The 20,106-nt window shown below is 72.8% G+C and carries 20 protein-coding genes and 1 tRNA gene; 14 read left to right on the forward strand and 7 right to left on the reverse strand.

What is annotated here, in order from left to right:
• Positions 1 to 49: 49 nt before the first annotated feature.
• Positions 50 to 1,717, reverse strand: a complete 1,668-nt coding sequence (argS, locus tag V6U82_RS15760; RefSeq protein WP_334461903.1) for an arginine--tRNA ligase — start codon at positions 1,715 to 1,717, stop codon at positions 50 to 52.
• A 98-nt stretch (positions 1,718 to 1,815) separates the two neighbouring features.
• Between argS and V6U82_RS15765 the strand changes: the two genes are divergently transcribed.
• The 8 genes from V6U82_RS15765 (at position 1,816) to V6U82_RS15800 (ending at position 8,995) form a co-directional block, all read left to right on the forward strand.
• Positions 1,816 to 2,652 (forward strand): DUF3105 domain-containing protein, encoded by an 837-nt coding sequence (locus V6U82_RS15765; RefSeq protein ID WP_128136662.1) that lies wholly within the window; start codon positions 1,816 to 1,818, stop codon positions 2,650 to 2,652.
• 10 nt (positions 2,653 to 2,662) lie between these two features.
• The gene (locus V6U82_RS15770) at positions 2,663 to 3,337 is read left to right on the forward strand and encodes a DUF305 domain-containing protein (protein ID WP_128136661.1); all 675 of its coding nucleotides are present in this window, start codon (positions 2,663 to 2,665) and stop codon (positions 3,335 to 3,337) included.
• Between the two features lie 312 nt (positions 3,338 to 3,649).
• Complete coding sequence (locus V6U82_RS15775) at positions 3,650 to 4,345, forward strand: winged helix-turn-helix domain-containing protein (protein WP_026267749.1); 696 nt, start codon at positions 3,650 to 3,652, stop codon at positions 4,343 to 4,345.
• Between the two features lie 76 nt (positions 4,346 to 4,421).
• A tRNA-Arg gene (locus tag V6U82_RS15780) sits at positions 4,422 to 4,493 on the forward strand.
• Positions 4,494 to 4,621: 128 nt separating this feature from the next.
• The gene (locus tag V6U82_RS15785; protein ID WP_046568276.1) at positions 4,622 to 5,017 is read left to right on the forward strand and encodes a GntR family transcriptional regulator; all 396 of its coding nucleotides are present in this window, start codon (positions 4,622 to 4,624) and stop codon (positions 5,015 to 5,017) included.
• Positions 5,014 to 5,913: an ABC transporter ATP-binding protein gene (locus V6U82_RS15790; RefSeq protein WP_334461905.1), complete on the forward strand. Its 900-nt coding sequence runs from the start codon at positions 5,014 to 5,016 to the stop codon at positions 5,911 to 5,913. The genes V6U82_RS15785 and V6U82_RS15790 overlap by 4 nt, the downstream gene beginning before the upstream one ends.
• The gene (locus V6U82_RS15795; protein ID WP_128136659.1) at positions 5,910 to 6,887 is read left to right on the forward strand and encodes an ABC transporter permease subunit; all 978 of its coding nucleotides are present in this window, start codon (positions 5,910 to 5,912) and stop codon (positions 6,885 to 6,887) included. Before V6U82_RS15790 ends, V6U82_RS15795 begins: the two co-directional genes overlap by 4 nt.
• A gap of 107 nt (positions 6,888 to 6,994) precedes the next feature.
• Positions 6,995 to 8,995, forward strand: a complete 2,001-nt coding sequence (locus V6U82_RS15800; RefSeq protein ID WP_334461907.1) for a helix-turn-helix transcriptional regulator — start codon at positions 6,995 to 6,997, stop codon at positions 8,993 to 8,995.
• 44 nt (positions 8,996 to 9,039) lie between these two features.
• On the opposite strand, the gene V6U82_RS15805 is transcribed toward V6U82_RS15800, so the two are convergent.
• Together V6U82_RS15805 and V6U82_RS15810 are read right to left on the reverse strand one after the other, a co-directional pair.
• Positions 9,040 to 10,191, reverse strand: a complete 1,152-nt coding sequence (locus tag V6U82_RS15805) for a cupin domain-containing protein (protein WP_334461909.1) — start codon at positions 10,189 to 10,191, stop codon at positions 9,040 to 9,042.
• A complete protein-coding gene (locus tag V6U82_RS15810; protein ID WP_334461911.1) occupies positions 10,175 to 10,420 on the reverse strand; it encodes a hypothetical protein in 246 nt (81 codons plus the stop codon). Before V6U82_RS15810 ends, V6U82_RS15805 begins: the two co-directional genes overlap by 17 nt.
• 186 nt (positions 10,421 to 10,606) lie before the next feature.
• Between V6U82_RS15810 and V6U82_RS15815 the strand changes: the two genes are divergently transcribed.
• A complete protein-coding gene (locus V6U82_RS15815; protein WP_334461913.1) occupies positions 10,607 to 11,338 on the forward strand; it encodes a DUF1275 family protein in 732 nt (243 codons plus the stop codon).
• A gap of 12 nt (positions 11,339 to 11,350) precedes the next feature.
• On the opposite strand, the gene ligD is transcribed toward V6U82_RS15815, so the two are convergent.
• The gene (gene ligD, locus V6U82_RS15820; RefSeq protein ID WP_334461915.1) at positions 11,351 to 12,307 is read right to left on the reverse strand and encodes a non-homologous end-joining DNA ligase; all 957 of its coding nucleotides are present in this window, start codon (positions 12,305 to 12,307) and stop codon (positions 11,351 to 11,353) included.
• A gap of 89 nt (positions 12,308 to 12,396) precedes the next feature.
• Here ligD and V6U82_RS15825 point away from each other — a divergent pair, with 89 nt between their 5' ends.
• Entirely contained in the window at positions 12,397 to 12,798 is a 402-nt protein-coding gene (locus V6U82_RS15825) for a winged helix-turn-helix transcriptional regulator (protein WP_334461917.1), read from the forward strand.
• 1 nt (position 12,799) lies between these two features.
• Here the strand turns inward: V6U82_RS15825 and V6U82_RS15830 are convergent, their stop codons facing one another.
• Complete coding sequence (locus tag V6U82_RS15830; protein ID WP_334461919.1) at positions 12,800 to 13,978, reverse strand: FAD-dependent oxidoreductase; 1,179 nt, start codon at positions 13,976 to 13,978, stop codon at positions 12,800 to 12,802.
• A 56-nt stretch (positions 13,979 to 14,034) separates the two neighbouring features.
• Between V6U82_RS15830 and V6U82_RS15835 the strand changes: the two genes are divergently transcribed.
• The 3 genes from V6U82_RS15835 to V6U82_RS15845 all read left to right on the forward strand — a co-directional run bounded on the left by V6U82_RS15835 (position 14,035) and on the right by V6U82_RS15845 (position 17,471).
• Positions 14,035 to 14,625: a PadR family transcriptional regulator gene (locus V6U82_RS15835; RefSeq protein ID WP_334461921.1), complete on the forward strand. Its 591-nt coding sequence runs from the start codon at positions 14,035 to 14,037 to the stop codon at positions 14,623 to 14,625.
• A gap of 91 nt (positions 14,626 to 14,716) precedes the next feature.
• Positions 14,717 to 15,262: a TetR/AcrR family transcriptional regulator gene (locus V6U82_RS15840; RefSeq protein ID WP_128136554.1), complete on the forward strand. Its 546-nt coding sequence runs from the start codon at positions 14,717 to 14,719 to the stop codon at positions 15,260 to 15,262.
• Between the two features lie 28 nt (positions 15,263 to 15,290).
• Positions 15,291 to 17,471 (forward strand): MMPL family transporter, encoded by a 2,181-nt coding sequence (locus V6U82_RS15845; RefSeq protein WP_334461923.1) that lies wholly within the window; start codon positions 15,291 to 15,293, stop codon positions 17,469 to 17,471.
• 36 nt (positions 17,472 to 17,507) lie between these two features.
• Here V6U82_RS15845 and V6U82_RS15850 read toward each other — a convergent pair whose 3' ends face one another.
• Positions 17,508 to 18,764, reverse strand: a complete 1,257-nt coding sequence (locus V6U82_RS15850) for an erythromycin esterase family protein (protein ID WP_334461925.1) — start codon at positions 18,762 to 18,764, stop codon at positions 17,508 to 17,510.
• Between the two features lie 92 nt (positions 18,765 to 18,856).
• Between V6U82_RS15850 and V6U82_RS15855 the strand changes: the two genes are divergently transcribed.
• Positions 18,857 to 19,051, forward strand: a complete 195-nt coding sequence (locus tag V6U82_RS15855; protein WP_091422483.1) for a DUF2795 domain-containing protein — start codon at positions 18,857 to 18,859, stop codon at positions 19,049 to 19,051.
• Here V6U82_RS15855 and erm read toward each other — a convergent pair.
• Positions 19,035 to 19,841, reverse strand: a complete 807-nt coding sequence (erm, locus tag V6U82_RS15860; protein ID WP_334461927.1) for an ErmE/ErmH/ErmO/ErmR family 23S rRNA (adenine(2058)-N(6))-methyltransferase — start codon at positions 19,839 to 19,841, stop codon at positions 19,035 to 19,037. The genes V6U82_RS15855 and erm overlap by 17 nt on opposite strands.
• Positions 19,842 to 20,106: the final 265 nt, after the last annotated feature.

The following is a 20,106-nucleotide window of genomic DNA, read 5'->3' on the forward strand; positions in this document are numbered from 1 at the left end:
TCCGCTTCGCGACTGCGGGGCTCGCAAGCTCACTCCTCGCGCTCGCACGCTACATCCGCTCCGGCGCGGACACCCCGAGCAGGTGCAGGCCGTTGGCGATGACCACCCGGGTGGCGTCGTTGAGCCAGAGCCGGGCCCGGTGGGTGTCGGTGATCTCCTCGTCACCCTGCGGGGCGATCCGGCAGTTGTCGTAGAACCGGTGGTACGCCTGCGCGACGCTCTCCTCCAGGTAGCGGGCCACCCGGTGCGGCTCCCGCAGCTCGGCCGCGGTGGCCACCACCGCCGGGAACTCCGCGAGCGCCTTGAGCAGCTCGTTCTCCTTGTCGTGGCCGAGCAGCTCCGGCTGGAACGCGGCGGCGTCACCACGGGTCAGCCCGATCTCGGCCGCGTTGCGGGCCGCACCGGCGGTCCGGGCCGCGACGTACTGCACGTAGTAGACCGGGTTGTCGTTCTTGGCCCGGGTCCACAGCTCCACGTCGATGTCGATGGGCGAGTCGGCCGAGTAGCGGGCCAGCGCGTACCGGGCGGCGTCCACGCCGATCGCGTCGACCAGGTCCTCCAGCGTGACCACGGTGCCGGCCCGCTTGCTCATCCGCACCGGAGCGCCGTCGCGGACCAGGTTGACCAGCTGGCCGATGAGGATCTCCAGGTTGCGCGCCGGGTCGTCGCCGAAGCACGCGGACATCGCCTTCATCCGGCCGATGTAGCCGTGATGGTCGGCGCCCAGCATGATCACGACCCGGTCGAAGCCGCGCTCCCGCTTGTTCAGGTAGTAGGCGCAGTCCGCGGCGAAGTACGTCCACTCGCCGTTGGACTTGCGCAGCACCCGGTCCTTGTCGTCACCGAACTCGGTGGTGCGCAGCCAGGTCGCGCCCTCGGACTCGAAGACGTGCCCCTGCTCCCGCAGCCGGTCCAGCGCCGCGTCCAGCGCGCCCCCGTCGTGCAGGTCCTTCTCGTTGAAGTAGGTGTCGAACTCGACCCCGAAGTCGCGCAGCGAGGACTTGATCTCGGCGAACATCAGCTGGACGCCCTCGTTCCGGAACACCTCCTGGGCGGCCTCCTCGCTGAGGTCGAGCACGTCCGGCCGCAGCCGGACCACCTCGGCGGCGATCTCCGCGATGTACGCGCCGCCGTAGCCGTCCTCCGGCGCGGGCTCGCCCTTGGCGGCGGCCAGCAGCGAGCGGGCGAACCGGTCGATCTGGGAGCCGGCGTCGTTGAAGTAGTACTCGGTGCCCACGTCCGCGCCGGTGGCGCGGAGCAGGCGGCTGAGCGCGTCACCGACGGCCGCCCAGCGGACCCCGCCGATGTGCACCGGGCCGGTCGGGTTCGCCGAGACGAACTCCAGGTTGATCCGCTGACCGGCGAGCGTGTCGCTGCGCCCGTACGCCGGACCGGCCTCGACGATGACCTTGGCGAGCTGGCCGGCGGCGGCCGCGTCCAGGCGGATGTTCAGGAAGCCGGGCCCGGCGATCTCCACCGACTTGATCCCCGGCGCCTTGGCCAGCTCGTCGGCCAGCGCTGTCGCCAGCTCCCGCGGAGGGACGCCCACCTTCTTGCTGAGCTGGAGCGCCAGCGTCGAGGCGTAGTCACCGTGATCGGGATTACGGGGTCGCTCGACGGTGGTCTGCGCGGGCAGGGCGGCGCGGTCCAGTCCCCGCTCGTCGAAGACGGCGTGGGCTGCGGCGAGGACGACCTCGGCGAGTTCTGCGGGAGTCACTGATCCATGTTATCGGGGGTAGACTCGGGCACCGCGGAGGCGACCCAGCATGTGAACCGGCCCCGCGCTCCCCTGACCGACCGACCTGACGAGGCACGATGAGCATCAGCACCCCGGGCGGCCCGGAGCGCCGTCCCACCGTGGTCAGCACCGGCAAGAAGCCGGCCGCCGGCCGGCCCGCGGCTGCCGACAAGCCCGCCGCGAAGGCCGGCTCGGGCAAGGCCGGGGGCGGCAAGGGCACGCCACGGCAGGGCGCCGGGGGCAAGGGCCGCAAGCCGGTAGCCCCGGTGAAGGTGAGCCAGGGCCGCTCGTGGGGCCCGATCGCCCTCTTCGTCGCGGTCGGCGTACTGGCCGTGGGCATCATCGGCGTCGGCGCCTGGGCGGTCTACCAGGGCGGCCAGCCGTGGCAGAAGCGGGCCGAGGCGATCGACGGCATCGTCGACTACCGCGCCAAGGACAAGGAGCTGGTCAAGGGCGGCAACCACCAGCCCGGCGCGATCAAGTACGAGATCCTCCCGCCGGTCGGCGGCCCGCACAACCAGGCGTGGCAGAACTGCATGGGTGACGTCTACGACGCCCCGATCGCCAACGAGCACGCGGTGCACAGCCTGGAGCACGGCACGGTGTGGATCACCTACCGCCCGGACCTGCCCGCCGACCAGGTGGAGAAGCTCCGCAGCAAGGTGCAGGGCAAGGAGAAGACGATGCTCAGCCCGTTCGAGGGGCTGGACAAGCCGATCTCGCTCCAGGCCTGGGGCTACCAGCTCAAGGTCGACAACGCCGACGACGGCCGGATCGACGACTTCATCAAGACCCTGCGGGTGAACGCCTCCATCGAGGGCCCGAACGCGCTCTGCGACCAGGGCGTCACCGCCACCGGCACCACCCCGCGCGACAACCTGCAGAACACCATGCCCCAGCAGCCCACCCAGTGAGGACGCCGCGATGACCGCCCCGCTGACCACCGACAGCGAACTGGACGAGGCTCCGGCCGCCGACCAGGGCGGCCGGGGCGCGGTGCGCCGCTACGGTTTGCTGGCGGTGGCCGCCGCCCTCGTGGTCGGGCTGGTCCTCGGGTACGCGGGCGGCCTGCTCACCCCGACGCTCACCCGTCCGGGTGAGAACTCGGCGGAGGCCGGGTTCGCCCGGGACATGACCGCCCATCACAACCAGGCCGTGGCGATGGGTCTGCTGGCGTTCAGTCAGGGCCAGGACCCCGAGGTACGCCAGGTCGGCGTGGACATCGCCACCGGCCAGCAGGGCGAGATCGGCACCATGCAGACCTGGCTGCGGTCCTGGAAGCTGGACCCGACCGGCGAGCAGGCGCCGATGGCGTGGATGAAGGACGGCGGCGGGCTGATCAAGGACGGCCTGATGCCGGGCATGGCGACGCCGGAGGAGATGGCGAAGCTGCGCGCGGCGAGCGGCCGCGAGTTCGACGTGCTCTTCCTCCAGATGATGATCCGCCACCACATCGGCGGGGTGCACATGATCGACGGCATCCTCGACGAGGGGGGCGACGACGACGTGCTGGCGGTCGCGCAGACCATGAAGAACACCCAGCAGAACGACCTGACCAACCTGAGCGCCGCCCTGAAGCGTCTGGGCGGAACCCCGTAACACCCCGCCCCGCGCACTCCGAGGCCCGGTCCCCCTCCCCAGGGGCACCGGGCCTCACCGTCTCCGCCCGACCCTCCCCGCCCGCCCGTTCGCCCCGGCGATCTTGCAGTTGCTGCCCCAGTGATGCCGGATTCGCCCCGTTACGGGAGGGCCGGAAGTGCAAGATCGCGCGGGGTGAGGGTCGGGGCTGAGCCGGGTATGTCCTGGTATGGGGGTTTGTAACGGTTTGGGGTTAACGGGTCATTGTGGGGGTTGGAGAGTTTTCTACCCACATATCGTGACCAGTTGCGATTCGGGCTCGTTGCCCAAGACGTGGGGGTTGCACTCAGAGACGCAGGGCGGTCGGTGACCAGCTGGTGCCGACGCCACACCATCGGCGGTGACGGAGCGGTGGCAGCCGTCCGTCGCGGACTGCGGCAGGGCGAGCCGGGAACGCTCAGCCGCGAACAGGAACTCGAACTCATCGACGTGCTCCGGGGTGTCCACCCCGACGAGTTCGGCCTCGACGAGGAGCTCTGGACACGGCAGAGCCTGACCGCCCTCATCGAGCGCCGGTTCGGGCTGGCGATGGACGCCGGCACCGTCGGGGCGTACCTCCGGGCCTGGGGCCTCGGGCCGCGCGAGCCGCGCGAGCGGGCCTGCGGCCTGTGCGTCGGCGCGGTCGAGCGCTGGGTACGCAGCGAGTACCCGGCGATCACGCGGGCGGCCCAGGAGCACGCCGCGGAGGTCTACTGGATCGGCCGGGTACGCCTGCGCGGCACCATGCCCGCCGCCGACGTCGTCTCGGCGGTCTCCTCGCGGGGGCGGGTGCGGTTCATGGTCACCACGCCGTCGGTGGACCCGCCGCTGCCCCGGGACTTCGTGCTGCGGCTCAGCGGCGCCGAGGAGCGCACGGTGCACCTGATCGTGGACGGCTCGTGGCCGCGCAACGAGTGGCCCCGCCGGCTGCCCCGGCGGGTCGTGCTGCACCCGCTGCCGAGCTGCGGTCGCGCCGTCGCCGCGGCCTGATCCGACGAAGATCGACTCGCGGGGGTACCGATTCGGTGATCCGGGAGGGGGTTTGCTACTCTTCTCGGGTCGCTGAGCCCCCGTAGCTCAGGGGATAGAGCACCGCCCTCCGGAGGCGGGAGCGCAGGTTCGAATCCTGCCGGGGGCACCTCACAGAAGACCTTCACGAGCCCGACAGCCACTTGGCTGCCGGGCTCGTTCCGTTGGCGGGCGAGCCGGCTCCTTGACCACCATCCACTGCTTTACTACGTTACTAGTAAAGCAGTGAGGAGCACCGTGTTCGTCTTCCGGCTCGACACCCACTCCGGCGTGCCGCCGTACCTGCAACTCGTCCAGCAGGTCCGCCAGGCGGTGCTGCTGGGCTTCCTCCAACCCGGTGACCGCCTCCCGCTCATCCGCGAGGTGGTCGAGGACCTGGCGATCAACCCGAACACCGTCGCCAAGGCGTACCGGCAGATGGAGCAGGAGAACCTGGTCACCGGCCGGCCCGGCCAGGGCACGTTCGTCAACGAACAGCAGTCGGCCGCGATGTCGGCGTCGACGTACACGTCGCTGCGCCGCGGCCTGGCGACCTGGTTGCGCCGCGCCTACGCGGCCGGCCTCGACGAGCAGGCGGTCGACGCGCTCTTCACCTCCGTCCACCAGCAGACCAGGAACGAGGACGTGGCGTGACGGCGACCGACTTCGCGCTGCGGACCCACGGCGTGGGCAAGCGATACCGCAAGGGCTGGGCGCTGCGCGACTGCACCCTGTCGCTGCCGACGGGCGGCGTGATCGCCCTGGTCGGGCCGAACGGCGCGGGCAAGACCACGCTGCTGCGCCTGGTCGTCGGGTTGCTGGCGCCGAGCACCGGCACGGTGGAGGTCCTCGGCCGCGACGTCACGGCCAGCACCCCACAGACGCTGTCCCGGGTCGGGTTCCTGGCCCAGGACCACCCGCTGTACAAGCGCTTCACAGTCGCCGAGATGCTCCGCTTCGGCCGTGCCTGCAACCTGCGGTTCGACCAGGGGCTGGCCGAGCGCCGGCTGGCGAAGCTGGGCATCCCGCTCGACCGCAGGGCCGGTTCGCTCTCCGGCGGGCAGCAGGCCCAGGTCGCTCTGGCTCTGGCCCTGGCGAAGCGGCCGGACCTGCTCGTCCTCGACGAGCCGGTGGCCAGCCTCGACCCGCTGGCCCGGCACGAGTTCCTCCAGGTCCTCATGGGCGCGGTGGCCGAAGGCGGGGTGACCGTCCTGTTCTCCTCCCACGTCGTGCACGAACTGGAGCGCGTCTGCGACCACCTGGTCGTGCTCAACCAGGGCCGGGTCACGCTCACCGGTGACATCGACACCCTCCTCGCCGAGCACCGGCTGCTCGTCGGCCCGCGCACGACGAACGACCTCGACCGGGCCGGCGCCGTCGTGGAGGCCGTCCACAGCGACCGGCACACGACCCTGCTGGTACGCGACGGCGGGATCCCGGCCGCGCCCGGGTGGCAGGCCCGGCCGGTCGCGCTGGAGGAGCTGGTGCTGGCGTACCTGCGCCGGCCGTCCGAGCCGGGCGCCGGTGTCCCGTCGGGGGTGGCGGCGTGACGTGGTTGATCTGGCGCCAGCACCGGACCGAGGTCTGCGTCCTGGGCCTGCTCGTCGGCCTGTTCGGCATCGCCCTGCTCGTGCTCGGGACGCAGGCCCACGACCTGTTCCCGGGCGGCGCCGCCCGCTGTGCGGGACAGGCCGGTGTCGACGAGGCCTGCGCGGCCTCCTTCCGCCGCCTCGACGACGGGTTCGGGTACGTCGAGAACCTGCTGGCGGCCTTCTACCTGGTCCCCGTCGTCATCGGCGCGTTCCTCGGTGCGCCGCTGCTCGCGCGCGAGCTGGAGGACGGCACCTGGCAGCTCGCCTGGACCCAGGCCGTGCCGCGGATGCGCTGGCTGGCGGCCAAGCTCGGGGCACTGGCCGGCGTCACAGTCGTGCTCACCGGGATGTTCACCGCGGTGCTCACCTGGTTCCGTCAGCCGTTCGACGCGTGGGAGGGGCGGTTCCAGTACGACGCCTTCGACCTGGAGGGACTCGTTCCGGTGGCGTACGCGCTGTTCGCGTTCGGTGTCGCCACCGCGGCGGGGGCGATCCTGCGGCGCAGCCTGCCCGCGTTCGGCGTCGCGTTCGGGGCGTTCCTCGCCGCCCGGATGTCGGTGGCGCTGCTGGCCCGTCCCGCGTACGCCACGCCGCTCACGTCCATGGAGCCGGTCCCCGCCGGCGGCTCGACGGGTCAGGCGGGGCACCGGCTCGTGCCCGGTGTCGCCGACTGGGTGATCGAACGCGGCTACGCGGACTCCACCGGGCACAGGCTGAGCAGCGCCGAGTACTACGAACTGGAGGACGCAGCCAACCGGGCCGGCAGCAATCTCAACCAGTTCCTGCACGCGCGGGGCATCCAGCAGTTCGGGGTCTACCACCCGGCCGACCGGTTCTGGACGTTCCAGCTCATCGAGGCGGCCCTGTTCGTCGCCGTCGCGGCGATCCTGATCGGTGTGGTGGTCTGGCGGGTCCGGCGCCGGATGATCTAGCTTCCGCGCCGGCGAACCGCTTTCACCTTTGTCCCCGATTCGCGGATGGGCAGGTCACGAGCTGGCTAACCTCGCGGTGAACGGGTCGAACCACAGCACCTGCGAAGGTGAGCCAGTTGCCCGAGACGCCGTCGACCAACCGTCCCAAGATGCACACGGGCGTCGCGTCGTCGCTGACCACCGCACAACGGTGGGTCCTGCGCGGCGTCGCCGTCGCCGACGCCCCCTGCGGCCTGTGGTTCCTCGAAGCGGTGGCCGCTCGCACCGGCACCACGCCGGACGAGCCGGTCGACGCGACGGCGGAGGAGCTGATCTCGCGCGGGTTCCTCGTCGACACCGCCGCCGGGCTGCGGCTGGCCTCGATCGCGCTGCGCGACGACGTCCTGCGGGACACTCCGCCGTCGGTACGCCAGTCGCTGCGCGAGGCGGCGGCCGAGGTGCTGGCCGACGCCGGGCGCTCGGCGCAGGCCGCCCGGCAGCTCCTGCGGGTCCTGCCGGCGGTGAGCCGGTCCGCGCGGGCGCTCGCCGCGCGGCTGGCCGGCGACCCGGCGGTCGGTCCCAGCCTCGCCGCGGATCTGCTGCTCGCCGTCCCCGTGCCCGGCCCGGCCGACGCGCGCCTGGCCTGGCTGGTCGACGTCGCCGACAACCTCTACCTGGCCGGCCGGGTGGACGAGACGCTGCGCATGCTGCACCGGGAGGTCGCCGCCGACCGGTACGGGCCACGTCAGCGGGCGATGCTTCTCGGGCGGCTCGGGGCGTACTACGCGACCCAGCGCCCCTCGCTGTCCCTGACGTACCTCGGGCGGGCGCTGAACCAGGAGCTGGACGCCGCCGGACGGAGCTGGACGCTCACCATGCTGGCGTCGCTGGCGGCCCGCTTCGGGCATCCCGACGCCACCGAGCTGGTGGCGGCGGCGGAACGGGCGCACGAGCGCAGCCCCTCCCCCGGCGGCGGAATCCGGCTGGCCCTGGCGAACGCGTCCCGCGCCACGGCCGCCGGCGACCTGCCCCGCGCCGCGCGGATCCTGCGGGAGGTGGACGCGGGCGAGCCCGCCGCCCGCATGCAGGCGGTCTTCCTGCGCGTCGACCGGGTGGCGAACCAGATCGCGCTCGGCCGGTACGTCGACGCGGCGACCGCGCTCGACAGCGTCGCCGCGGAGATCGACACGCTCGGCACGGTGGGGCAGCCGCTGGTGACCGCGCTGGACTGCGTCCTGCGGCTCGCCACGGGCGAACTCGCCGAGGCACAGGCACGCGCCCGGCTCGCGTTGGCCGGACGCGGCGCCGCCCTGCCGGCGCAGGCCCGGGTGGACCTGCTCGCCACGGTCGTGGAGGTGCTGCTGCGCCGGGGTGAGGTGTCCGCGGCCCGGGCGCTGCTGGCGGACGAACGCCCCGCCGTGGGCTGGCCCGACGACATGCAGTGGTTCCGGCTCGGCTGCGCCGCCGCGGGCGACCCGGAACCGGGCCGGCACGCGGCGCTGCTGGGAGCCGCGTTCGTCATGCCGGACCGGTCGACGGCTCCGCTGCTGCTGGTGCCGCACCACGGCCCGCGCCTGGTCCGCGCGGCGCTGGCGCTCGGCGACCGGCAGCGGGCCGAGACCCTCGCCGATCACCTGAAGCGGGCCGCCGGCATGACCAACAACGCGCTCTGGCGCGGCGTGGCGCACCAGGCCGACGGGCTGCTGACCGGTGATCCGGCGGCGCTGCGCGCGGCGGTACGGCTGCTCCGCACCACCTCCGCCCGGCCGGCCCTGGCCGACGCGCTGCACGACCTGGCGCGGTCGCCCGGGCTGCCGCCGGCGGAGGCGCCCGGCCTGCTCGCCGAGTGTGCCGCGATGTACACCCGGATGGGTGCCGGGGACGGGACGTGGGAGCCCGACGGCGCGGCCGGTGACGACGCCTGCCGCCCGGCCGTGGCCGCGCTGACCCCCGCCGAGGTACGGGTGGCCGAGCTGCTCGCGGTCGGTATGACCAAGCAGGAGGCGGCCCGGGACCTGTTCGTGTCGTTCCACACCGTCGACACCCACCTGCGTTCGATCTACGCGAAGCTCGGCGTCCGCAACCGGGTGGAGCTGGCGCTGGTCTGGGAGTCCCGGGACGGTGCCTGAGCGCGGACGCCACGGCCCTGTGGCGTCCGCGCTCAGGCGCGTGCTCAGTGCCGTTGCAGCGGGCTCTTCGTCTTCGGCAGCGCCTCGATCAGTTCGCGCGGCACGTTGATCGTGTCGGCGACCACCTCCGGCGGGATGTTCGCCAGCCACTGCGCGAGCGACACGTCCTCGAACTTCGCGGTCCGGAACAGCTCCAGATAGACGAAGGGCTTGTCGCCGATGTTCTCGATGTAGTGGCCCATGGAGATCGGCACGTAGCCGACGTCGCCGGTCTCCATGTTGAAGGTGCGGGCCGTGGCGTGGTTGGCGAAGACGCCCATCCGCCCCTTGCCCGAGATGACGTACTGCATCTCCGCCCCGTTGGGGTGCCAGTGCAGTTCCCGCATCGCGCCGGGCTCGATCTCCACCAGCGCGGCGGTGGTGGTGACCGCCGCGGCGAAGTTGCTCGAGTCGGCGATCCGTACGCTGCCGCCCTCGAACTTCTCCGGTGTCTGGGCGAGCAGGCTGTGCTTGAACGTGCGGGGCACGTCGCCGGTCGGGCTGAAGACCCGGTCCTCGGCCAGCGGCGGCGGCACCTGCCCCGGGAAGATGTACCGCTCGGACTCGGCCGGGAAGTTCGCCATCTGCTGCATGGTCCAGCCGAAGTTCTTGGCGATGACCTCCCGCGGCACGTGCGCGAAGAAGTCGGTCACCTGGAACGTCCCGTCCTCGGAGTAGCACCCGTCGTCGAAGACGAGCAGGAACTCGACGCCCTCCTCGAACGCTTGGATGTGGTGCGGGATGCCGGCCGGGAAATACCAGAGGTCACCCGCCTTGACGTCCTCCAGGAAGTTGCGTCCCTCCTGGTCCACCGCCGCGATCCGGCAACTGCCGGACAGGATGAAGGCCCACTCGGACTGGATGTGCCAGTGCAGTTCCCGGTAGGCGCCGGGGTCGAGCTTCATGTTCACGATCGCCAGGTCGTGGGCGATCGGCAGCAGGCGGTTCGTGACCTCCCGGGTCCAGCCGCCGCTCTCCCGGCGGGTGTGCGCCAGCGAGAACGGGAACACCAGGTTCGGCATGAGGCCGTGGTCGGTCGACGGCGGGTTCACCAGGTCCGGGTGCGTCTCGTCGATCGCCGGGTTGCGTGGGACCGTGCCGACCATCGAGTGGTCCTTCGCCGACCCCTTGCCGACAGGGTCAGTGGATCTGGGCATGACGGATGTCCTTCCGGGTGAGGGCCGCCGGCTCGGCGGCCCGGGACGGGACGAACAACGCCCGCAGGTGTTCCGGGCTGTGAAAGGCCACCGCGAGCGGAGTCGCGACACACAGGAACAGCGACGCCGCGATGCTCCAGAAGGGAGCACCGGTGGCGACTCCGGCGACGGCCAGGACCGCGAGCGAATAGAACGAGACGCGGATTCTGGCGACGGGGAGCACGAACATGCTCTCGGCCTCCTTCGGCTTCGAGTCTCGCCGTCGAGACGCAATTGCGATGCTGCCGAATCGGATCCCCCCGGTGAATAACGCGATCGCGCTATTCACCGGAAAGGACGGGAAACCCTTTTCCCGGCACCTCCGCGCATCGCGCGCCGCACCGTTTCACGGGTGCGACCGGGGGTAGAGAGCGAGATGTCCAATAACGCGGAGGATCGCTGGCGGGTGGGGGAACACGACTTCCACATCCCGTTTCTGGCACTTGCGCTCGCCACCGGCCTCGCCGGCGTGGTAGACGCCTTTTCGTTCCTCAAGTACAAGGTGTTCGTGGGTATCCAGACCGGCAACGTGGCGTTCGTCGGAATGGGTGCCGCCGATCACTTTCCGCCCTGGCCGGCCGCGGTGGCGTCGCTTGTCGCGTTCGGTCTCGGCGGTCTGCTCGGCGCCGGGATCCGCCGCCTCCGCCCGGCCGGCCCGCTCACCCCGCCAGGGATGGAACTGCTCGCCATGCTGGCGCTGCTCGTGCTCTGGGGGCTGGTGGACCGGTCCCTCGACTCGGGGCGCGACTCGCTGACCGAGCGCACGATCCTGACCGCGCTGCTGGCGTTCCCGGTCGGCATCCTCGGCGGGCTCGTCGTCCGCACGTTCGGCGTGCAGACCGCCACGTCGTACCAGACCGGCACCGTGCTGCGCACCACGAAGGGCATCGCCGACTGGGTGTTCGAGCCGCAGGGCCGCAGCGCGGCCGGGCGGCTCGCCGCGACCGGCCTGCTCTGTCTGGTCAGCTACGCGATCGGCGGGTTCGTCGGCGCGGCCACCGAGACCCGCCCGATCTGGACGATGATCGTCACCTGGGCTCTTGCCGTGGTGCTCATCGCGTTCACCTGGGGCAAGCGGCCACCGGCGACGGCGACCCGGCGTCGCTGACGCGGACCCGCGTCACCCGGCCTCGCGGCGGGCCTTCGCGCGACGTTTGCCCTCGTGCATCGCCTGCACCCGGGCCACCGGGATGGTCCGGCCGTGCTCGACCAGCTCCGCCGGCAGCCGCTGCGGCGCGGGCATCGCCTCCGCCCAGGGATCCCGGTCGCCGAGCAGCGCGGGCACGGTCCGCACGGTGAAGTCGGCCGGGCTCGCGCTCTCCAGGTCGGCCCAGCCCACCGGGTACGACACCGGGGCGCCGGGCCGGATCCGGGGACTGTAGGCGGCCACCACCGTCGCGCCGTACGCCCGGGTGGAGTCGACGAAGACGCGGCCGCCGCGGTCGGCGACGATGAACGCGGTGGTCGCGGCCGCCGGGTCGAGCCGTTCGGTACGGGCGGCGAGCGCCCGGGTCGCCGCGGCGGCCTCCTCGGCGGTGGTGGCCGGGTCGACCGGCACGATCACGTGCAGCCCTTTGGCGCCGCTCGTCTTCACCGCCCCGGCCAGCCCGGCGTCGGCGAGCGCCTGCCGCACCAGCAGCGCGACCCGCACCACGTCGCCGAAGACGTCCCCCTCCGGCGGGTCGAGGTCGAGCACCAGGTGGGACGGGTGCTCGGTCTGCCCGGCGCGGGCCAGCGTCGGGTGGTACTCCACCGCCCGCTGGTTGGCGAACCAGAGCAGCGTCCGGCGGTCGTCGCAGAGGGCGTACGAGATCCGCCGGTGCGACGCCTCCGCCCACACCTCGGTGCGGCGCACCCAGTCGGGCGTGTACTTCGGCAGGTTCTTCTGCATGAACGGCTCCTGGCCGGGCCGCACCCGCAGCACCGACAGCGGCCGGTCGCGCAGTTCCGGCAGGATGCGGTCGCTCACCGCGTCGAGGTAGTCGACCAGGTCGCGCTTGGTCGCCCCGGCGCCGTCGAACAGCGGCTGGTCGAGGTTGGTCAGCGACACTCCGGCCCGGGTCTCGTCGGCGCCCATCGGACCACCATCCCGGGCCGGGCCCGGCTCGGCAACCCCGACACGGTGCCCGGCGCGCCTCGCCGCCGCGCACCTGCGACGATCGGGGCGTGGGTGAGGCAGAGGCGGACGGGTGCGGGTCCGGCGCGGCGGAGCAGGCCGGCGCCTGCACCGTGCGGGAGGCGCTGGACCGGGTCGGCGGCAAGTGGGCCATCGGCATCCTGATCGCCGCCTCGGCCGGCCCGGTCCGCTTCACCGAGCTGGAGCGCCGGGTGGAGGGAATCAGCCGGCGGATGCTCACGCTGACGCTGCGCAACCTGGAGCGGGACGGGCTGCTGGACCGGCACGTGCATCCCACGGTGCCGCCGAAGGTGGAGTACACGGCCACGCCGATGGCCCGGGAGCTGTACGAGTCGCTGGTGGCGCTGACGAGCTGGGCGGAGCGGCACCGCGAGGCGATCAGCGCGGCCCGGGCCGAGTACGACCGCAGGCACGGCGGCCCACCGGCCTGACTCAGTCCCGTACCGGAGTCGCCCAGTCGATGTGGTGGTCGACCAGCCAGGCCTGGGCGGCGCCGCCGTCGCGCGCCAGGTAGCGGGCGGCGAGCGGCATGCCCAGATCCCGGACCAGCCGTCCGACCGGTCCGGCGACCTTCGTGGTGCTGGTCCGCCGCCCCTGCGCGACCACCCGCTCCACCCGGTCGCGGCGCAGCCGCTCGTAGGCCCGGAACGCGGCCGGCACGTCCGGCAGGTCGCGCAGGCAGCGGGCGAGCTGGACGGCGTCCTCGAAGGCCATCGCCGCGCCCTGCCCGGAGGAGGGGGCGGCGGTGTGCGCCGCGTCTCCGATCACGATCATGCGGTGGCGGTGCCAGACCGGCACCGAGGGCAGGTCGTACGTCGGCCAGCCGTACTCGATCCGCGCGGTGTGGTCGAGGATCCGCGTCGCCGGTCCCGGATCGGCGGCGAGCAGCGCGCGGAGCCGGGACCGGGCCTCGTCCGGGCCGATCGCGGCGAGTTGTTCCCGGCTCGGCTCGACCGGCTGCGGCGGATTGGCGAACCACCAGACCTCGTCCTCCCCCACCACGATCCAGCAGAAGAAGCAGCGCCGGCCGAACATCATCTGCATCACGCCGCGCTCGTCGGGCAGGCGCAGCCCGCGGGCGAAGCCACCGGCGTTCAGCAGCGGTACGTAGCGCGGCGCGGGGGCGGCCGGGTCGATCAGCACGCGGACCCGGGAGCGCAGCCCGTCGGCGCCGACGAGCAGGTCGCCGTGAGCGGTGCGGCCGTCGGCGAACCGGGCGGTCACACCGCCGTCGGTCGTGTCGGCGCCGGTCAGCCGGGCGCCGTGGACGAACTCGACGCCCCGGCGCAGCGCCTCGTCGCGCAGCGCACGGTAGAGGTCGGAACGGCCGACCGTACGGCTGCCGGGGGCGCCGAACTCGGCGAGCCGGCGCCCCCTGTGGTTGTGCATGAGCATCCGGGGCGTCGGGTGTCCCAGCCCGGCCACCAGGTCGTCGAGGTCGATCGCGCGCAGCGCGTCGAGCCCGTTGGCCGAGAGCGTCAGGAACGCGCCCACCCCGACGGCATCCCGCGGGTACGCCTCGTACACCGAGGCGTCGATGCCGGCGCGCCGCAACGCCATGGCGGCGACCGGGCCGGCCAGTCCGGCGCCGACGACGACAGCTTTAGTCATGTGATGACTATACATAAAATGACTATGGCGCGACAGGGGGCACCTAGGGTGATGCCATGACGGTTCGTCGCTCGCCGCTGGCGATGATGGTGCTGGCCCTCCTGGTCGAGGAGCCGATGCACGCGTACCGGATGCAGCAGCTCATCCGGGAGCGGGAGAAGCAGGACGTGGTGAACGTCGCGCAGCGCAACAGCATCTACCAGACCATCGAGCGGCTGCGCCGCGACGAGCTGATCCGGGTGGCCGAGACCAGGCGCGAGGAGGGGCGGCCGGAGCGCACCGTGTACGCGCTCACGCCGGCCGGCCGCCGCACGCTCGACGGGTGGCTCGCCGACGCGCTCGCCACCCCCGCCCGGGAGTTCCCGGAGTTCCCCGCCGCGCTGTCGTTCCTGCCGATCCTGCCGCCCGAGGAGGCGGCCCGGCGGCTCGACGAGCGGGCGGGCGCCATCGAGGCACGGTTGCGCGAGCGTGAGGCGGCGCTGGCCGGGGTACGACTGCCCCGGCTCTTCCTGGTCGAGGACGAGTACCAGCTGACCCTGCTCCGCGCCGAGCTGGACTGGGTACGCGGACTCGTCGCCGACCTGCGCTCCGGCGCGCTCACCTGGTCCGGGGAATGGCTGGCCGACTGGACCGGAACACCGACCTGACCTGCGGAAACAGGCCGTTGTGGCGAACGCCACGCAAGGGATCTGACCGATCGGTCAGCACCTGACCGATCGGTCAGGCATGCTGGAGGACATGGCGCGACCCACCACCGCCACCCACGACGAGCTGCTGACCGCGGCCGCTCGCCGCTTCGCCGTCACCGGGTACAAGGGCACCTCACTCCAGGACATCGCCCGCGAGGTGGGTTGTTCCAAGGCCACCGTGCTCTACCACTTCGCCAGCAAGGACGCCCTGCTCTGCGAGCTGATGGCCCCGGCCATCACCGTGCTGGAGGAGCTGGACGCCCGAATCGCCGCGCACACCGGCGGCGAGGCCCAGCGCGTCGCCGCGGACGGCTTCGTCGACCTGGCGGTCCGCTTCCGCCGGGAGATCGCGCTGCTCCGGGGAGAGTTCCCCGACCTGCTCCAGCAGCCCGCGTTCGCCCACATCCAGCAGATCTCCGAACGACTCGTCGCCGCGTTCGCCGGCTTCTCCGACCGTCCGGAGGCACGCGTCGCGGCGCTCGTCGTGCTCGCCGGCATCGCCGAGACCTGCGGCGAGTTCCTGGACATCCCCGACGAACAGTTGCGACCCGCGCTGCTCGCCGTGGCGTACCGCGCGCTCGAAGTCACCACCTGATCCGAACCTGCGAGGACAAGGAAGGTCCATGGCGACCCTGCTGTACCGGCTCGGCCGGGCATCCCTGCGCCGGCGGCGACTCGTCGCCGTCGTCTGGCTCGTCGTACTCGTCGGCCTCGGCCTGGCCGCGGCCACGCTGAAGGGCCCGACGGCGAGCAACTTCACCATGCCGGGCACCGAGTCGCAGAAGGCGATCGACCTGCTCGCCGACCGCTTCCCGGCGGCCAGCGGCGCCACCGGCACGATCGCGGTCAAGGCGCCGCAGGACGGCGCGCTGACCTCACCCGCCGGACAGGCGGTGGTCAAGCAGGTCACGGAGGAGGCGGCCACGCTCCCCGGCGTGGTCGGCGCGGTCGACCCGTACCAGGCGCAGGCGCTCACCCCGGACGGCCGGTACGCGCTGATCCAGGTGCAGTTCGCCGGCGGCGCGGACGAGGTCACCGACGAGCAGCGCGACGCGTACGAGAAGGTCGGCGCGCAGGCCGAGGCGCAGGGCTGGCAGATCGCCCCCGGCGGTGAGGTGCTCAACGCCGAGCCGGAGGTCGGCTCGACCGAGGCGATCGGCGTGCTGGTCGCGGCGATCGTCCTGGTGATCACGTTCGGCTCGCTCGTGGCGGCCGGGATGACCATGCTGAACGCGCTGATCGGCGTCGGCGTCGGCATGGCCGGTCTGTTCGCGCTCAGCGGCGCGGTCGAACTGACCAGCACCGCGCCGATCCTGGCGCTGATGCTCGGGCTCGCGGTCGGCATCGACTACTCGCTGTTCATCACCTCCCGGCACCGGCAGAACCTGCTCGACGGGCTGTCCCCGGAGGAGGCGGTCGGCCGCGCGGTCGGCACCGCCGGCTCGGCTGTGGTCTTCGCCGGCGCGACCGTGGTGGTGGCGCTCGCCGGCCTGGCCGTGGTGGGCATCCCGTTCCTCACCGTGATGGGCCTGGCCGCGGCCGGCACCGTCACGATCGCCGTGCTGGTGGCGATCACGCTGGCCCCGGCACTGCTCGGCTTCGCCGGCCACAAGGTGCTGCCGCGCAAGCTGCGCGACCGGAAGGCGGTCGAGGACCCGGCCACCGGCTCCGAGGACCGCTCCGGCTTCGGCTTCCGCTGGGCCCGGTGGGTGACCAAGCTCCGCATCCCGGTCATCCTGGTCGGGCTGCTCGGCCTCGGCCTGCTCGCGATCCCCGCCCAGGACATGCGCCTGGCGCTGCCGGACGCCTCCGCCGCCGCCGAGGGCACTCCGGCCCGGGTCAGCAGCGACCTGATCCGGGAGGGCTTCGGCCCCGGCTTCACCGGCCGGCTCGCGGTCGTGGTCACCGCCGACTCCCCGCAGGCAACCCAGGCCGCCATCCCGCAGGTGACCGCGCTGGTGCAGAAGACCGACGGGGTGCTGGCGGTGGCCCCGCCGCAGGTCGACCCGTCGGGCCGTACCGCGCTCATCGGGGTGATCCCCAAGACCGGGCCGACCGACGAGGCCACCGAGACGGTGGTGCACGACATCCGCAAGCAGGTGTCGGGCATCCAGAACGCCGACGTGCTGCTCACCGGCGTCACCGCGGTCGGCATCGACGTGTCGGAGAAGCTCTCCGACGCGCTGCCGGTCTACCTGCTGCTGGTGGTGGGCCTGTCGATCCTGCTGCTGATGCTCGTGTTCCGGTCGATCCTGGTGCCGGTCAAGGCGGCGCTGGGCTTCCTGCTCACCGTAGCGGCCACGTTCGGCATCACCGTGGCGGTGTTCCAGCAGGGCCACCTGGCCGACCTGGTCGGCCTGGACACCCCGGCCCCGCTGGTCAGCTTCCTGCCGATCCTGCTCATCGGCATCCTGTTCGGCCTGGCCATGGACTACGAGGTCTTCCTGGTCTCCCGGATGCGCGAGGACTTCGTGCACGGCGACACCGCGCAGCAGGCCACCATCAACGGCATGGGGCACGGCGCCCGGGTGGTCACCGCCGCCGCGCTCATCATGATCTCGGTGTTCGGCGGCTTCGTCTTCCTGGAGGACCCGATCATCAAGTCGATGGGCTTCGCGCTCGCGATCGGTGTCGCCATCGACGCGTTCGTGGTCCGGATGACGATCGTGCCGGCGGTGATGTCGCTGCTGAACAATGCCGCCTGGTGGCTGCCGCGCTGGCTGAACAAGATCCTGCCCAACGTGGACGTCGAGGGTGAGGGCCTGCGCGCCCACCTCGCCGAGAAGCAGCACGCGAACGTGTGATCCGCACGGGTGGGGCCCCGCCGGGGCCCCACCCGGTCACACCCCCGCCGGATACGTCTCCATCTCACCGGGTGTGACACAGGCCGGCAGCGGGTGCAGCGCTGTCGTCTCGTCGCACCAGATGAACGCGTCGTAGCGCTCACCCAGCCGGGTCGGCACGTAGTTGCCCCAGGACTCGAAGCTCGGGTCGTACACCACCCCGACGGCCCTGTGGTCCGCCTCGCCGGTCACCCACTCCGGCTGGTCGTCGCCGCCGAAGACCAGCACCGCACGGTCCGGCATCAGCTCGTGCAGCCGGTGCTCCACCGAACCCTCCCGGGCCGGCGGCACCACCATCGTCTCGGCCGGCGAGCCCCAGCGCGGCGCGGCCACCACGCTGCCGCGAAAGCTGCCGAAGCCGATCAGCGCCACCGCGTCCCGGCCGTGCCGTTCCCGGCCGAGCTGCCCGATGTTGACCATGCCGTCCGCCGCCATGTCGGTGGCGCGGGCGTCGCCGACGTGCGTGTTGTGCGCCCACACGATGCCCCGCGAGCCCGGCCCGTACCGGTCGAGCAGCCGGTCGAGCGTGTCGGCCATGTGGACGTCGCGCACGTTCCACGACTCGGGCCCGCCGCCGACCATGGCCCGGTAGTACCGTTCCGCACCGGCCACCACCTCCGCGTTCTGCCAGGCCGAGAAGCGGTCCGGGCCGTCCGCGGCGGCCTGTTCCCGGGTACGCGCCAGCAGCCGGACCACCTCCTCCTCGCACCGGGCGGAGACGAACCGGCTGGCCATCCCGTACTCCTCGGGCCGCTTGCCGTACGGCTCGAAGCAGCGGTACGCCTCCTGGGCCGCCTCCAGCGAGGCCGGATCCTCCTCACCGAGGTAGTCGAAGATGGCCTGCATCGACTCCCAGAGGGAATACACGTCCAGCCCGTGGAAGCCGGCCCGCTCCCCCTCGGGGCGCTCCAGGTTCCACGCCCGCAGCCAGCGGCAGAAGCGGGCCACCTCGGCGTTCGCCCACATCCAGGTGGGCCAGCGTTCGAACTGTTCCAGCGCGGCGAGCGGATCGGCGAGCCCGTCCGGCGCGCCGACCACCGACCGGTGCACCCGGTCGCAGTCCGGCCAGTCCCCCTCCACCGCCACGAAGTCGAACCCCTGTTCGGCGATGAGCCGCCGGGTCAACTGTTCCCGCAGCCGGTAGTAGTCGTAGCTGCCGTGCGTCGCCTCGCCGATCATCACCACCCGGGCGTCCCGCACGCGGTCCAGCAAGGGGTCGAAGTCGCTCGGCGCGCCGAGCCGCTGTACCAGCATGTCAGCGGCTACCCGGGGCCCGCCGGGACAAACCGCCGCCGCGGCCCGGCGGCAGCGGGCATGCCGCCGGGCCCAGCGGGTAGCCGGGCGGCATGACCGTCACCGGCGCGCAGTTGCAGGAGTTCCTGGCCGGGCTGGACTACCCGGTCTCCCGGGAGGACCTGGTCCGCTGGGGCCAGGAGAACGGCGCCAGCACCGAGACGCTCCAGCGGCTGCGCACGCTGCCGGCCGAGGAGTTCGACACCCCGGCCGAACTGGTCGAGGCGCTCGTCACGCTCGCCGGTTGAGCGGCGCGTGCAGCAGCCGGAACAGCACCAGCCACTGTTCCGGCCAGACCAGCCCGACCGGGGTGTCCGGCGCGATCCGCGCGGCCCGCAACGCGCCGTCGACCCGCGGCCGGGGATGGCCCGCGCGCAGCGAGGCCGCGAGCGAGCCGCCGGCTCCGCCGAAGCCCAGCTCCACCATCCGCCGGTACGCGGGCAGCGCCGCCGGCGCCACGAGTGGCGTCGTCCGGCGCTCCAGCCGCAGGATGCCCCCGTCCACGCCCGGCACCGGCCGGAACGCGGCCCGGGGCACCCGCCCGGCCAGCCGCCAGTGGTACTCGGGCCAGGTGAGCACCGTCAGCCGGCTCCACCGGCCGTGGTCGCCGGTGCGCTTGCGGGCGTAGTCGAGCTGGGTGAGCAGCGTCGCGGCACGCAGCCGCGGAGCGGACAGGCACCAGCGGACCACCGCCGCGGTGAGGGACCAGGGGATGTTGCCCGCCACCGAGAACGGACCGGCGGGCGGGGACGCGGCCAGGAAGTCGGCCGCCCGTACCTCGACGTTCGGCAGCGGAGCGCAGGCCGCTGTCAGCTCGGGCAGCACGGCCGGGTCGACCTCGTACGCGATCAGCCGCCCGCACCGCGCGGCGAGCGGCCGGGTCAGCCGGCCGCGACCGGCACCGACCTCCAGCAGCAGGTCGTCCGGGCCGGACCGGACCGCGCGGACCATCCGCGCGACGGCGGCCGGGTCGGCGAGGAAGTTCTGGGACAGTACGCGACGGGACCGGTCGCGTGCGGTGGTTCGGCGGGGCGCCACGGGTTCGTCCTGTCTGTCGCCGGACGGCGACGGGTACGGACCGCTGCGCGGGTGTCGCCCCGCCGTCGAGGCGGCGTGGGGCGGATCGAGCGGGCGGTCCGAGCGGATCGGGACTCGGACGACCCTGGACAGTGGCCGGGACGCGGCGCATGCCGGAGACCGCCACCTCGGCGAGGTGGCGTGGTCGAACCACGGGTACCGCCACCTCGGCGAGGTGGCGCGACCGGCGCCCTTCGGGGCGGGTCGGGAACCGGGGGTCGGGTCA

Origin of the sequence: Micromonospora sp. CPCC 205554 (assembly GCF_036902745.1) — a bacterium.
Taxonomy (GTDB): Bacteria; Actinomycetota; Actinomycetes; order Mycobacteriales; family Micromonosporaceae; genus Micromonospora; species Micromonospora tulbaghiae.

Bases quoted from the DNA above. Each gene is read 5' to 3' on its own strand.
- V6U82_RS15770 (WP_128136661.1), top strand. From the start codon at position 2,663: ATGACCGCCCCGCTGACCACCGACAGCGAACTGGACGAGGCTCCGGCC.
- V6U82_RS15765 (WP_128136662.1), top strand. From the start codon at position 1,816: ATGAGCATCAGCACCCCGGGCGGCCCGGAGCGCCGTCCCACCGTGGTC.
- V6U82_RS15855 (WP_091422483.1), top strand. From the start codon at position 18,857: ATGACCGTCACCGGCGCGCAGTTGCAGGAGTTCCTGGCCGGGCTGGAC.
- ligD (WP_334461915.1), bottom strand. From the start codon at position 12,307: ATGGGCGCCGACGAGACCCGGGCCGGAGTGTCGCTGACCAACCTCGAC.
- V6U82_RS15805 (WP_334461909.1), bottom strand. From the start codon at position 10,191: ATGCCCAGATCCACTGACCCTGTCGGCAAGGGGTCGGCGAAGGACCAC.
- V6U82_RS15850 (WP_334461925.1), bottom strand. From the start codon at position 18,764: ATGCTGGTACAGCGGCTCGGCGCGCCGAGCGACTTCGACCCCTTGCTG.
- V6U82_RS15840 (WP_128136554.1), top strand. From the start codon at position 14,717: ATGGCGCGACCCACCACCGCCACCCACGACGAGCTGCTGACCGCGGCC.
- V6U82_RS15810 (WP_334461911.1), bottom strand. From the start codon at position 10,420: ATGTTCGTGCTCCCCGTCGCCAGAATCCGCGTCTCGTTCTATTCGCTC.
- V6U82_RS15845 (WP_334461923.1), top strand. From the start codon at position 15,291: ATGGCGACCCTGCTGTACCGGCTCGGCCGGGCATCCCTGCGCCGGCGG.
- V6U82_RS15830 (WP_334461919.1), bottom strand. From the start codon at position 13,978: ATGACTAAAGCTGTCGTCGTCGGCGCCGGACTGGCCGGCCCGGTCGCC.
- V6U82_RS15815 (WP_334461913.1), top strand. From the start codon at position 10,607: ATGTCCAATAACGCGGAGGATCGCTGGCGGGTGGGGGAACACGACTTC.
- V6U82_RS15835 (WP_334461921.1), top strand. From the start codon at position 14,035: ATGACGGTTCGTCGCTCGCCGCTGGCGATGATGGTGCTGGCCCTCCTG.